Origin of the sequence: Methylomicrobium album BG8 (assembly GCF_000214275.2) — a bacterium.
Classification (GTDB): domain Bacteria; phylum Pseudomonadota; class Gammaproteobacteria; order Methylococcales; family Methylomonadaceae; genus Methylomicrobium; species Methylomicrobium agile.
This window is the reverse complement of sequence record NZ_CM001475.1, coordinates 2,722,633-2,736,475: the sequence shown is the minus strand read 5'-3', so window position 1 is coordinate 2,736,475 and position 13,843 is coordinate 2,722,633. Positions and strand designations below refer to the sequence as shown.

Below are 13,843 nucleotides of genomic sequence, written 5' to 3'. Positions count from 1 at the left end.
TTTTCCGCGTCATTGCAATTTTAAAAACAAACGATGGTTGAATTTGATATCGAAGTCGATGCCAGCGGCCTGCATTGTCCGCTGCCGCTTTTGCGCCTGAAAAAAGCCCTGATGGAGATGGACAGCGGCAGCATAGTCAAAATTATCGCCACCGATCCGGCGGCGCATCTGGATATCGGCGTTTATTCGGACCAGTCCGGGCACAAGATCATCGATTTCGTCCGCCACGCGGGACAGCAAATCTTTTATATCCGCAAAAAATAAACGGCCGCCGGCCGTTTAGAGAGCGATCCTGCCGTTTTTCGCCTTTCCCGATCATGACTGATACCCTTATTCCCCGCATCGCCGGATACAAGGCATTGAAGAAATTGCGCACGGTATTGGCGATCGCGCGCGGCTGCGTGCTGCTGTCGGTGCTGCGCCAGGAAAACGAGGCGACGATTTCGCACGACCAGACCAAGCGCGTGACCTACCTGACCGAGCTGTTTTCGCACATTCACCGCGAAATGTACCACGACTGGAAGGAGCAACTGACGGTCAAGCACCGCCCGGGGTCGATGGTCGATCCGGACAAGCGCCAGAAATTCCGCAAGGCTGTGGCAGGGCTCGTGCTTGATGATGAAAAAAGCCGCGATACGGCCATATTCGATAATAACGGCTTCGTGATCCGTACGGACGACATTGCGGAACGTCTCGCCGGTTTTTATCTGAAGATGCGCCGGATACGGCCGTTCTCGTACGGCAACCGGATCACGCTCGATTTTTTCATGACCGTGCTCGGCAAGCTGCCGGCCTTTAAAAGCGTTTATGAGGCGGGCATCGATTTTCGGCGCTTGACCGCCGATGATGCGAAGGCTTTGCACGACCCGCAAAGTTCGCTCGAGGAGCTGACGCTCGCGTTCGTGCACGCGCTCGATCCTTCGCGTACGCAAAGCCTGCAGAATCAGCCGAATGCTTTCGGCAAATGGCCGGAGCACAAGGCCTTCGTCGGCGGCATTCCGTTTTTGTCGCATCGGGCCGAAAACGGCGTGGATTGCCTGGTCCGGATCGATGGCGGTCTGGTGCCGCTCGCCAGCGTGAATGAAGGCGATTTCGTCGCGGGCAAGCATTTCGCGGATTTTCCCGGCCGGGTTTCCGAGCAGGTAATCGGCTATTTGCCCGGCACGGAGGCGCTCCGCGAGCCGGGAAAAAGCGAGATCGACGGGGTCAGGTCGAGCGCGGGCGAGGCGGCGCCACTGTTCTGCCTGGACATCAACATGCTGACCGGTTTGCGCCTGCCGAGTCATACCGAATTGCTGGAGCTGCTCAGGCAGTGCGAAGGCGTCAAGACGCCGATCTTCAAGCTCGCCAATAACGAAGCATTGAAGAACCGCTTGTTGATCGCGGCCGACGGCGATCTCAGGCTTAGGCGCGGCGTCGAAATCGCTTACGAACGGCTCGGACGGATTGCGGGTAAACTGGAACACGCCCAAGCGGCCATTTTCGAAGGGAAAGCCCCGGATCCGAACCCGAAGCTGTTTATGTGCATGGGCGGGGCCGGTGCCGGCAAGACCGCGGTCGAGGAAATTGCCAGGGCCGAGTGCGGGGATAATTTCGTGATCGCATCGCTGGACGAATTCCGCAAGGTCAGCGATTCCTACCTGGTGCTGACCGCGGCCAGCCATCACAGCGATGATTATGTCTACGTCGAACCGTTCGCGAACCGGCTGCGCGACATGGTCGCCGAGCATGCGCGCACGTTTGGCTACAATCTGCTCTATGACGGCACCAGCATTCCCTATCATCCGCGCTACGCGAATCTGGTCAGGCAATTCAAGGAATCCGGTTTCCATACCCAGATTGCGGCGGTCGACGCGTTTATCGTGAAGCCGTCCGGACGCGAGGAAGAGCTGTTCCGTTCCGGCGTGATCGACAGCGTGAAGGCGCGCTTCGACGAAGCCGGGCGCGCCCTGCCGTGGGTGATTACCGTTTACAAGCACATCCGTTCGCCCGAGTCATTCCTGAACGCGCTGGAAGACCCGGCGCTGGACAAACTGGCGCTGTTTGCGAACGACGGCGAACGCGGCCGGCATTACCTGGTCGCCGAAAGCTTCCTGCTCTCCGACCGGCAGGTGGAAGTTTTGCGGGAGAAGCAGCGGGACGGCGGTCTGGCCGACCATTTGCGCCTGATCATCGCCTGGCGCTACGATTCGCTGCTGAACAGATTGTCGCTGGGCGACCAGGACCGGCTGGCCGGGCTCTTGGCCCGCAATCCGGCGTTCGAAGAGAGCAATGTCGCCTATCAGATTTATCCGGTGCAGAACGGCAACCGGGTGCTGTTGATCTACAATACTCGGCGCATGATCGATTTCGTCGAAAAACGCCAGCTCAATCCGCATGCCTCCGGCGAGGAAGGGCTTTTGCACAAGCCCGAGGCGCTGGCCTTCCATGTCGACCCGCATACGAAAGAGCCCTGGATTACCCGCTTGCAAGGTTCCCAGAGCGGATAGACTCGTTAAACGCGACAAGGGCGGAAGAAGAGCGTTCCGCCCGTGTACACAGCCCTGGCTTGGCAGCGCTTATTCGGCTGCCGCTTCCTCTTCCTCGGGCTGGGGATTCAGCTTGTCCAGGATTTCCTGGGCATGCCCTTCCGGGGTGACGCCGTAGGCGACGTCTTGCAGAATGCCTTCCTTGTCGATGATGAAGGTCGAGCGCAGAATGTGCATGCCTTTCACGCCGTTCTTCTCGCGTTCGCGCCAGACGCCGTAGTTTACGCACATTTCGCCTTGGGTATCGGCGAGCAGTTCCACTTTCAGTCCGTACTTCTTGACGAAATCGGCATGGCATTGGCAGGTATCCTTACTGACGCCGATCACGACCGTATCGAGTTTTGCGAATTCGTCGGCCAACTGGGTAAATTCATTGGCCTCGATCGTGCAGCCGGGGGTATCGTCTTTCGGATAGAAATATAAGACAATGTTTTTCTCGCCGGCAAAATCGTGCAGGCTGACCAGTTGGTTGTTCTGGTTCATTGCTCTGAACATCGGAGCGGGTTGGAGTTTTTCTAGCATCGAACACCTCGAATCTCGTTATTGTTATTATGGTACACTCAGCACAAAGCCGGGCTTCGGTGCGAACGGCCAATGAGCAAGACCGGGTATTTGTTTGTCTGAGTGGGTAGGATCGGAACACCGTTTACGGACGATGTCCTCCGCATGATAATCAGCCTGTAAACGAAAGTCTAGCCATTGTCTTGACCCGGTTGATAAATAATTCTCCGTCCGGCCGGAAGCAAGGTATGCGATGGGATAAAGTTAAAGGTAAAAATTTTGGAATAAGTGATGAATGCGAGTCTGGAGAAAATCAACGGCTACAGTGTAGTGAATGTGCTCGACGAACGGATCGATGCGCATAATTCGGCCGGGTTGAAAGAAATGTTTCTGCGTTTGATCGAACAGGGAGAGGCCAAGATCGTCGTGCAGTTGGACAAGGTGCGCTTTATCGACAGTTCGGGGCTCGGTGCGCTCTTGTCCGGACACAAGAATCTGACGTCGAAGAAGTCTGGCCGGTTCATCCTGGCCGGCTGCAAACAGCAGGTGCTGTCGATGTTTGAATTAACGCGTTTGAACCGGATTTTCGAAATCTATACCGATCTAACTGAAGCTTTGGAAAATGAAAAATAAACGTTAGCTATGTGCGATCCCATTATGCAGGTCGAAGTGATCATTCCCACCCAGACCAAATATCTGAATCTGATCGGGAGTATCGGCGAACATATTGCGAAGGAGTTGGAAGACTACTCCGGCGATCGTGAAATGCTGGCATATCATCTGAATCTGGTGTTGACCGAGGCGACCGCCAATGCGATCAAGCACGCTAACTGTAACGACCCGAAGGATTCGGTCCGCATCACCATTCATATCGACGACCATGAATTGAAAATCAAGGTCTACGATCACGGCCAGGGTTTCGACCTGGAAAAAGTGGACATCCCGGATTTCGACCATCCCAAGGAAGGCGGCATGGGCGTTTATTTTATCCGCACGCTAATGGATTCGGTCACTTACAATAGAATGAGCGACTGCAATGTGTTGGAAATCGTTAAGCATCTCAAATGAATTCGGCGGATAAAAAGAACAGCCCCGAAACCTGGCAGCAAGCCTTGCGCCGGCTGGCCGAACGGGCGCTCGGCAAAAAGCAGGGCCATGCTTTGTGCGTCAAATACCGTTCCCTGGCAACCGAAAATTATCAGGCGCTGGTGCCGCCGCGCTTTGCGCTGAAAGACATGCTGCATCTGGAGCGGCTGGATGAGGCTTGTCCGTCGGTGAGTCTGCTGAATCCGTCCCGGCACGTCGAGCATTACCGGCTGCATTTTTACAGCCGGCAGGAACGGTTTCTCGACGAATATATTCCGCTGCTCGAAAATCTGCATCTCAGGGTAATGGATCAGGTGCAGTTTACCGGTGACGTAAAAGATGTCCGTTATTTCATCAAGAGTTTCACGATCAAGCCCGCGCAAGCTCCCTGCAAGCAGATCGTAAGGCTGAGGCCGCGCCTGCTCGATGCAATCCGGGCGATTTTAGCCGCGCGCGTCGAAAACGACGGTCTGAACAAGCTGATCATCCTGACCGGTATGGACTGGCAGGAAGTCGACGTGTTGCGCGCCTACCGGAATTATTATCTGCAATTGGGCCACCGGACCTCCCGCGCCAGTATCCATCATGCGCTGCTCTGCAATCCCGACGTGGCGCTGTGCCTGTACCATTATTTCGATGCGCGCTTCAGGCCTTACAGGGAAGATGAAAATGCTTCTCTCAGAGAAGAGCGGAACCTGTTGCCGATGCATCTGAATTTGCTGAAGAGCATGGAAAATGTTGCCGATTTGAACGACGACAGAATCTTGCGCAACCTGTTCAACCTGATCGATGCGACGATGCGCTGCAATTTTCATCTGCGGCGGCAGTCGCTCGACGCTTACTTCATCGCTTTCAAGATCGACAGCCTGGGCGTGATCGAGATGCCGCCGCCGAAGCCTCAGTACGAGATTTATGTGCATGCGGCGACGATGCAGGGCATTCATCTGCGCGCCGGCAAGGTGTCGCGGGGCGGCATCCGCTGGTCCGACCGGCCCGATGATTTCCGCAGCGAAATTCTCGGACTGATGCAGACGCAGATCGCCAAAAATGCGCTGATCGTGCCGACCGGCGCCAAAGGCGGATTCGTACTGACCGGCGACGGCTTGCGGGGCGGCATGAAGGAAGCCGGCAAACGGGCTTATCTGATACTGATCGAGGGCCTGCTCGACCTGACCGATAATTACGACGACGCGCAGATCGTATCGACTCGGCCGGATCTGGTCGTGTACGACGATCCCGACCCTTACCTGGTCGTCGCGGCCGATAAAGGTACCGCGCAGTTTTCGGATATCGCGAACGCGGTTTCGGCAGATTACCGATTCTGGCTCGGCGATGCATTCGCCAGCGGCGGTTCGCGCGGATACAATCACAAGGCCTTGGGCATTACCGCGCGCGGCGCCTGGGAATGCGTGAAGCGGCATTTCCGCGAACTCGGCAAGGACATTCAGAATGAAACGTTTACCGTTATCGGCGTCGGCAGCATGGACGGCGACGTGTTCGGCAACGGGATGCTGCTGTCGCCCTGTATCCGTTTGCGGGCCGCATTTAGCGGCCAGCATATCTTTCTCGATCCGAGCCCGCCGGAAGACGAGCGCGCGTTCCTGGAGCGCAAGCGCCTGTTCGAACTGCCGGGCTCCAGTTGGGACGATTATGACCGTTCGTTGTTGTCGAAAGGCGGTGGCGTGTATTTACGCTCCGCGAAAGATATTCCGCTCTCTTCCGAGGTGAAAGGATGGCTCGGCGTACATTACCGCGCACTCGACGGCGAATCGCTGATACGCTATTTGCTGACCGCGGAAACCGATTTGCTGTGGCTGGGCGGTATCGGTACCTATGTGAAGTCCAGCACCGAAAAGCACGAAGACGTTTCCGACCGGGCGAACGACAATGTCCGTGTCGATGCGTCCGCGTTGCGCGCGAAGGTGGTCGGGGAAGGGGCGAATCTCGGCTTTACCCAAAAAGCGCGGATCGAATACAACCTGAAAGGGGGCAGGATCAATACCGATGCGGTCGATAATTCCGCCGGCGTCGATACGTCCGATCATGAAGTCAATTTAAAAATTCTGCTGACGCTGCTCGGCAAGAGAAATTTACTGGCCGACGGCCAAACCTTGTTCGCCGAGATGACCGAAGATGTTTGCCGGCTGGTGCTGGCGGACAATTATGCGCAGAGCCAATGCCTGTCTCTGGAGCAATTGCGGGTCGCGGAAAGCACCGCGGCGTTTTTTAAGGCCGCCGAGCGACTGGAGGCCGCCGGGTTTCTCGATGGCGCCAGGAACGTGTTTCCGGGCGAAAAAGAAGTGCAGGGCCGGCCGGACAAGAATCTGGCGCGGCCGGAGCTTGCGGTGCTGATGGCTGGCGCCAAAATGTTTCTGACTGAACAGATTCAGGCGCATACGGCATTATTGGAAGATCCGTGCTGCGACCGTTATCTGCGCGATTATTTTCCCGAGCGGATTGTCGAAGATTACCGGGACGATTTGCTCCTGCATCCTCTGGCCGACAAGATCAAGGCGACCTTCATCAGCAACAAGATCATCAATCAGGCCGGTAGCGGTTTTGTTGTTGCTCATAACGGGGAAAAAATCGACCTGCTGGAACAAATCAACTGTTATCTGGCTTTTGAGCGTATTCTGGAGGCGGATGCGTTGCGGCGCCGTATCGAGCGCCTCGATAATCGAGTGCCGGCGTCGCTGCAATACCGGCTTCTGCTGGATATCGAACTGCTGCTTGAGCATTTTTGCCGCTGGGCTTTAGCCCGCGCGCTCCGGATCCGGCCCGATGCGGCGACAATGGCTTTGTACCGGGGGTACTTGAGCGACTATTGGGAGTATTTCCATGCGCGGATACTGGCGCAGGACGAAGCGGTAAATAGACGGCTGGCCCATTACGAGTCCCAGGGAATCGCCGACGATCTCGCTTTAAAAATGGCTTTCTTCGGCGAACTGCACGATTTCTTATGGCTTGTCGATCTGGCGCTGCAGTCGCAGCGGGATCTGGCGTCCGTTTCGCGGCGGTATCGGGAAATCAGAGCGCTTTTGGGGCTGGATGGGGTCTTTGACCGTCTCTCCGGCTTGCCCAGCCAGGACCGCTGGCAAGACAGAGTCGGCAGGGATTTGCAGGAACAGTTGATGACGCTGACCGGCAGACTGTTGATTGTGATCCTCTCCAGCCCGGCGCCTACGTGTGCGGCGTATTTCGAAGCGCTCGGAAATCGGGACGAAGTCGCCCGTTATTTCGATCTTGCCCGGGAAGTCGGCCGTCTGACGCCCACCCATTTGTATCCCTATCTGGTGCTCTGCGGGCAGTTGGAAAGACTGGCCGACAGTCTTTCCGTCGAAGCGGGCGGTGTTTAGAAGCATATCCTTATACACAAGTCCGTCATTCCGGCAGAGCCTGCGCCGGCCGGGGATTGCCGGAATTCAGGCTACAGGGACGTTTTGAGCTTGCCGTCCCTGGCGCTGGATGCGGCAACTGCTCCTGCGTTGCTCTAGCTCCTGCATCCATGCAGTCGACCCGCTTCCCGGCGGGTATGACGGCATTTATGTATAAGGGCATGGCTTAGAAGGGGATGCCGATACCGGTTCGCAAGAGTCTGTGCTGCTTGCAATCGACCGCCGATACTTTAGGATTGACTTTTAAAAAAACTAGTAACAAACTGTACTGTATATAAAAACTAGATTTCTGGTCTGTGTCGACAATCAACAAACCGCGAGGATCGGGCACCATGGACAAGAAGATATATGGTAGAGTTTCGGAGAGCCTTCCAGCGACGGTCGTCAATGAAAACGGCGTCGAGCTGCACGTCATTGCCGTGGATACGGCGGGGGACGGCGTCAATGTGTTGTGTGATCTTTACCAGCGGGATGCGATCGTGCCGGGCGGCAACTTTTTGGTCGGCGGACGTCCGGTGCAATTGTCGATTTCTTTGACTTTGCCCGATGGTGAAGGGTTGGATGCGCCTTTTCGGGCAAAATGCCATATCGCGTTTTTGCGGCGCCTGTCGAAAGAACGCTGCATGATCGGCATGCGCTATGTCGATGTCGAGAGCCAGAGCCTGAACCGGCTGGTCCGGTATCTGAAAAAATCGGCCGGCCTGAACGAAGCGCATTGGCCGATTTAGCGGGAAATTCCCTCTTTTTTCGAGAGTTCCCGGCAGTTTATCCTCCCAGCGCGCTGACGATTTCTTCCCGCAGTTTTTTCTGGGTTTCGGCATCGGTGATTGGCCGGAGCGCGCTGTCCGTCACGTAAAACATGTCTTCGGCGCGGCTGCCGATCGTGGTAATCTTCGCATTATGCAGATTGATGTGCTGCTTCAAGAAGGCGCGGCCGATCTTCGAGAGCAGGCCGGCCCGGTCGGTGGTGATCAGCTCGATGATCGTGCAGTGGCTCAGCGGGTCGTCCTGAAAACGGATGCTGGTCGGGATCGGAAAGTGTTTGGCCTGCCGGGACTGGCGGTGAATATTTTTACGCTCGTGCACCGCTTTGTTCAACAGGTTATTGCGCAGCACGGAACAAATATGCACTTCCCGGAGCAAGTCGGTGATCGGTTCGCCGTTTTGTTCGAGCACCTGAAAGCTGTTCAGCACATAATTGTCCAGGGTCGTCATGATGCGGGCGTCGAGTACGGTCAGGCCCAGCTGATCCAGTGTGGCGGTGCTGATCGAGAAAATGTTGCCTTCATTGGTCGTGTAGACGAAAACTTCCGCGCTGCCGTGCTGGGTTTGCGGGCGCAGGAGCACCAGCGGCAGTTCGGCTTCGCTGGAAGAGGCGATCGCAATGGTATGCCAGACGATTTCGTCGGCCGAATAGCGCAGAAAATAATCGTCGTTCACATGCCGCCAGGAAGCGTCGATGTCCGCCTTGGACAGGCCCAGCTTCAGGAGTTCGTCGTACGCCTCTTTTTTGGTTTCGAGAATCCGGTCGGTCTGACCGGCCGGGTTCGGCAGGCCGCGGCGCAGCATCAGGTGCGTCGCCGAATAGAGTTCCCGCAGCAGCGAATCTTTCCAGGAATTCCAGAGCTCGGGATTGGTCGCGCGAATGTCGGCGACGGTCAGCAGATAGAGGTGATTCAAATACTCGACGCTGGCGGCCTGCTGGGCGAATTTGTAGATCACGTCCGGATCGCTGATGTCCTTGCGCTGGGCGGTCATCGACATGATCAGATGGTTGCGGACCAGCCAGGCGACCAGCTTGGTGTCGTGCGCGGAAAAATCGTGCTGCCGGCAGAATTCCCGGGCGATGTTTTCCCCGATCGTCGAATGGTCGCCGTTCATGCCTTTGGCGATGTCGTGGAAAAGCGCGGCAAAGTACAACAGTTCGGGTTTGCCGATCAACAGAAATATCTGATTGCACAGCGGCAGCTCGTCCTTGTGTTTTTCGAGCGAAAAACGGCGTAGATTGCGGATCACGAACAGCGTATGTTCGTCGACCGTGTAGATATGGAACAGATCGTACTGCATGCGGGCGACGATGTTCGCGAAGCCGGGCAGGTAGGCGGCCAGGATGCCGTAGCGGTTCATTCGCCGCAATTGGTGCGTCAGCCCCCGGGGTTGCTGGAAGATTTTGACGAACAGCCGGTTGGCGGTTTTGTCGCGGCGGAAATCGTCATCGATCAGGTGCAGGCTTTTGCGGACCAAACGGATCGTGGTGGCCCGCACCCCTTTCAGCTCCGGATGCTGCTGCAAAATCAGGATCATCTCGAGCAGGGACGCTGGATTCCGGATAAAGACCTGTTCGTCGACCGCTTCCAGATAGCCGTTGATCGAAACGAACTGCGCATTATCGGGAATCGGCTTGATGTCGGTATGACCGTTGATGAAGCGTTCGTGGAACAGCTGCAGCAGCATTTCGTTCAGGCGTTCGAGGCCCTGTACGGTTTTGAAATAGAACTGCATGAATAGTTCGACGTCCTGGTTGTATTGCTGGTCCTCGCGGCTGAAGCCGAATTGCGCGGCCAGTTCGCGCTGATAGTCGAAAATCAGCCGGTCTTCGCAGCGGTTGGTCTGCAAATGCAGGGCGTAACGGATGCGCCAGAGCACCTCGACCGCATCGACCAGTTCATTATATTCCGAGACCGGAAGAAAGCCGTATTTGATCAGTTCTTTGAGGGTCGAAGAATTGTAATGGCGTTTGAATACCCAGGCGATCACTTGGCGGTCGCGCAGTCCGCCGGGGCCTTCTTTGATGTTCGGCTCCAGGTTGTAGGCGGTGTCGTGGAATTTGGCGTAGCGCTGCCGCTGCTCTTTCATTTTGGCGGCGAAAAACTGGTCCGAAGGCCAGATCTTGTCGGGCGCAATCGCCTCCCTGAGCGTTTCATACAACGCCTGATCGCCGCAGATCAGCCGCATCTCCATCAGACTGGTGATGACGGTCTGATCGTCGATCGCCTCGCGCACGCATTCTTCGACCGTTCTGACGCTGTATCCGGGTTTCAGACCGATGTCCCAAAGAAACGTGAAAAACTGTACCAGTGCGTCCTGACGCGGTGCAGCGCCTTCCGAATCGAGCAGGACCATGATGTCGATATCGGAATACGGGAACAGCTCGCGCCGGCCGTAACCGCCGACCGCGATCAGGCTCAGGCGGGGAGCATGATCGCCGAGGAAAAGGCGCCAGCAGCGGCCCAGGATCGCATCGATGAAATCCGATTTGGCATGCAGCAGCGGCAGCACCGACCGGTGCGGATCGAATTGGCGGTGCAGTTCGGCATTTTTCTCTTTCAGCAGCTGTTTGAAGAACGGCAGGCTGTCGGAGCCGGAGAAGGGGAGTTTGTCGATCGGATCGTGCAACGGGATTACCTTTCTTCTTGCCGTAATGTCAGAATCTCGTACCCGTCGGCAGTGACCAGCAAGGTATGTTCCCACTGCGCGGAAAGGCTGCGGTCTTTGGTCACCACGGTCCAGCCGTCCGACAATATTTTGACATGGCGTTTGCCGAGGTTGACCATCGGTTCGATCGTGAAAATCATGCCCGGCTGCAGTACTTCGCCGGTGCCGGCCTTGCCGTAATGCAGGACCTGCGGTTCCTCGTGGAAGACTTTGCCGATGCCGTGCCCGCAAAACTCCCGGACGATCGAATAACGGTTGCTCTCCGCATGCTTCTGGATCGCCTGGCCGATATCCCCCAGCGTCGCGCCGGGTTTGACCTGTTGAATGCCCAGATACATCGATTCCTGGGTGATCTTGACCAGTCGTTTCGCGTGCGGGCTGACTTCGCCGACGCAGAACATCTTGCTGGTGTCGCCGTGATAGTCATCCTTGATCACGGTAATATCGATATTGACGATGTCTCCGGATTTCAGCTTTTTTTCGCCGGGAATGCCATGGCAGACCTGCTGATTCACCGAAGTACAGATCGATTTTGGAAAGCCTCGATAATTCAGCGGCGCCGGAATGGCCTTTTGCACGTTCACGATGTAATCGTGGCAGATGTTATTCAGCTCATTGGTCGTAATGCCCGGTACGACATGGGGTTCGATCATTTCCAGGACTTCGGCGGCCAGACGGCCGGCGATGCGCATTTTTTCGATTTCGGTTTCGGTTTTGATGGTAATGCTCATTGATCAGGCAAGGCCTCGGAACAATTGAAAGAATTCGCAGGATATAAATTGATTTACGGAGCAACGAAAATGCCGAGATTCGCCGTAAAATTCTTACAATATATCATATATCCCGGTCGGATACGCCGGCCGGCATAAAACGCCAGCGTATTTCGCTCTGGAAAAGCCACAAAAACGATCGAAATAAGCAAACTCAAAGCCGTCAAAGCCATGCTCTTAATACATCCGGAAATCTTGAGTTTCATCAAAACTTTCTTCAACGAGACGAGTGAGTTAAAAAAATACTTTCTATAACTCATAATTTTTCTTGTGATGAGGTATAAGAAGAGGGAGTATCACTCATGATCTGGAACTGGCAACAACCTGACTGGCCTGATTTCAGCTACGACCCATCCCGGATTGAGGAAAGCGAAAAGCGTTTGCTGCTGGGCGCAGGCCTAAGGTTCGGTGCTTTTAAACATCTTGGTGTTGCATGCCATCCATGGCATGTTGATAACGAATCAGGAATTCGACGGCTCCCGTTTTTATTCGATGCCTGTCGAAGCATCCAGCTAAAGGATTAAATTTTTTGCAAAAGGACTTGTGTATTTAAGAGAGTATCTACGCGCTATGTCTGGTTTTCCGAAGATCCGCGTTGCGAGGCAGCGGTCCAAACGCCGCACGGGAATTTATCCCGTCCGTACCGTTCGGAGATGTCCCCAAAGGTCGGCTTGCAAGTGATTTCGAACAGTTCAAACCGAATTCCGGCAGGGATTGTCGGCATCCGGAAACCCAGAAGGGTGGGCTCTGTCTCTGGACCTCGGCAATCCCCCTGAGTGAGACGAGGTTGGCAACCTCGTTCCCCACGTTTGAAGGCCTACCGTCAGCATAAAATCCTCGTCTGTGTTCGCGCGATGCTAAACGTTACGGGCGGGATAAATATCCCGTCCGGCATGCAGCCCCGTAGGGTACGCACAGCGTACCCTACGGGGCTGGCTGGACTTAACGGCATGGCGCGCCCTTCAGAAGGCGAGGGCTTCCCTACACGCGATATGAAAATGCTCTAGTAGTCGGTCGACAGTCCTTTCAGATATACAGCCAGGGCAACATCGCTCAACGGTCTTAGCCCGCCACAAGTACGGCGGTGGCAGCGACGAGGTAAATCGTAGGGGGTCTTCGCGGTCGCGGATGCCGCCTGATTTCAGGTCGGACCGGTCTCGGCGATAGACCGACATCGCAATTTGTTCTGAGAAGCGAAATATGGTATAAAGTTAGGTTCAGTTTTTCTGAAATAAATACTCACTTTTACCGTCACGCTTGCCAGGGTGACTGTGCCGTACGTATTGCGGCGGGTTGGCAGGCGGGGTAAAGGGAGGCGTAACCCACCGGAACTTCGTTCCGAACTTTATACTTAGGAGAGAATTTAATGGCGGCAGTTTCAATGCGTCAAATGTTGGAAGCGGGTGTTCATTTCGGACACCAAACCCGTTACTGGAATCCGAAAATGTCTTCATACCTGTTCGGTGCCCGTAACAAGATCCATATCATCAATCTGGAAAAAACGCTTCCGTTGTTCAACGACGCGATGAATTACCTGGGTCAAATGTCCGCAAACAAAGGCAATATTCTGTTTGTCGGCACCAAGAAAGCGGCGCGCAAAGTGATTGCGGAAGAAGCGATCCGCTGCGGCATGCCTTATGTCAACCATCGTTGGCTGGGCGGCATGCTGACCAATTTCAAGACCATCAAGAAATCGATCAATCGCTTAAAGGAACTGGAAGCGATGAAGACCGACGGGACTTTGTATCAACGCTTCGGCAAGAAAGAAGCGCTGATGATGGAACGCGAGCTCGAAAAGCTCGAGCGCAGCCTGGGCGGCATCAAAGACATGAGAGGCATTCCGGACGTGATTTTTGTGCTGGATGTCGGTTACGAAAAAAATGCGATCATGGAAGCCAAGAAACTCGGCATTCCGGTGGTCGGCGTTGTCGATTCGAACAACTCGCCGGAAGGCATCGATTACGTGATTCCCGGCAACGACGATTCGATCCGCGCAGTCAAACTGTACTGCGAATGCGCTTCCGTGGCGATTCTGGAAGCGAAGGCCGCCGCGCAAGGGTTGTCGGCCAAAGCGGACGACTTCGTCGAAGAGACTCCCGTAGCCGAATAAGCCGAAACGGGCTATTCG

At 55.4% G+C, this 13,843-nt stretch carries 11 protein-coding genes; 8 read left to right on the top strand and 3 right to left on the bottom strand.

Translation table 11 applies throughout. The annotated features are described in order from the left end of the window. Positions 1-33: 33 nt before the first annotated feature. Positions 34-264, top strand: a complete 231-nt coding sequence (locus METAL_RS11720) for a sulfurtransferase TusA family protein (protein WP_005372581.1) — start codon at positions 34-36, stop codon at positions 262-264. A 53-nt stretch (positions 265-317) separates the two neighbouring features. Next, on the top strand, positions 318-2,489 hold the full coding sequence (locus METAL_RS11715; RefSeq protein WP_005372580.1) for a zeta toxin family protein: 2,172 nt from the start codon (positions 318-320) through the stop codon (positions 2,487-2,489). Between the two features lie 69 nt (positions 2,490-2,558). Here METAL_RS11715 and METAL_RS11710 read toward each other — a convergent pair whose 3' ends face one another. Beyond that, entirely contained in the window at positions 2,559-3,050 is a 492-nt protein-coding gene (locus METAL_RS11710) for a peroxiredoxin (RefSeq protein WP_005372579.1), read from the bottom strand. A 270-nt stretch (positions 3,051-3,320) separates the two neighbouring features. On the opposite strand from METAL_RS11710, the gene METAL_RS11705 reads away from it, so the two are divergent. The 4 genes from METAL_RS11705 (at position 3,321) to METAL_RS11690 (ending at position 8,238) form a co-directional block, all read left to right on the top strand. Then, the gene (locus METAL_RS11705; protein ID WP_005372578.1) at positions 3,321-3,662 is read left to right on the top strand and encodes an STAS domain-containing protein; all 342 of its coding nucleotides are present in this window, start codon (positions 3,321-3,323) and stop codon (positions 3,660-3,662) included. 9 nt (positions 3,663-3,671) lie between these two features. Beyond that, positions 3,672-4,097, top strand: coding sequence for an ATP-binding protein (locus METAL_RS11700; RefSeq protein ID WP_005372577.1), 426 nt, complete (start codon positions 3,672-3,674; stop codon positions 4,095-4,097). Beyond that, complete coding sequence (locus METAL_RS11695; RefSeq protein ID WP_005372576.1) at positions 4,094-7,471, top strand: NAD-glutamate dehydrogenase domain-containing protein; 3,378 nt, start codon at positions 4,094-4,096, stop codon at positions 7,469-7,471. Before METAL_RS11700 ends, METAL_RS11695 begins: the two co-directional genes overlap by 4 nt. A gap of 371 nt (positions 7,472-7,842) precedes the next feature. After that, entirely contained in the window at positions 7,843-8,238 is a 396-nt protein-coding gene (locus tag METAL_RS11690) for a PilZ domain-containing protein (RefSeq protein ID WP_005372575.1), read from the top strand. 37 nt (positions 8,239-8,275) lie between these two features. Here the strand turns inward: METAL_RS11690 and glnD are convergent, their stop codons facing one another. Beyond that, positions 8,276-10,906, bottom strand: coding sequence for a [protein-PII] uridylyltransferase (gene glnD / locus METAL_RS11685; RefSeq protein WP_005372574.1), 2,631 nt, complete (start codon positions 10,904-10,906; stop codon positions 8,276-8,278). Positions 10,907-10,911: 5 nt separating this feature from the next. Continuing rightward, entirely contained in the window at positions 10,912-11,676 is a 765-nt protein-coding gene (map, locus tag METAL_RS11680) for a type I methionyl aminopeptidase (RefSeq protein WP_005372572.1), read from the bottom strand. A 341-nt stretch (positions 11,677-12,017) separates the two neighbouring features. On the opposite strand from map, the gene METAL_RS21605 reads away from it, so the two are divergent. Then, positions 12,018-12,239 carry a DUF4172 domain-containing protein gene (locus tag METAL_RS21605; RefSeq protein WP_245549356.1) on the top strand — a complete coding sequence of 74 codons (222 nt, stop codon included), beginning with the start codon at positions 12,018-12,020 and terminating at the stop codon, positions 12,237-12,239. Between the two features lie 842 nt (positions 12,240-13,081). Next, positions 13,082-13,825 carry a 30S ribosomal protein S2 gene (rpsB, locus tag METAL_RS11675; protein ID WP_005372570.1) on the top strand — a complete coding sequence of 248 codons (744 nt, stop codon included), beginning with the start codon at positions 13,082-13,084 and terminating at the stop codon, positions 13,823-13,825. Positions 13,826-13,843: the final 18 nt, after the last annotated feature.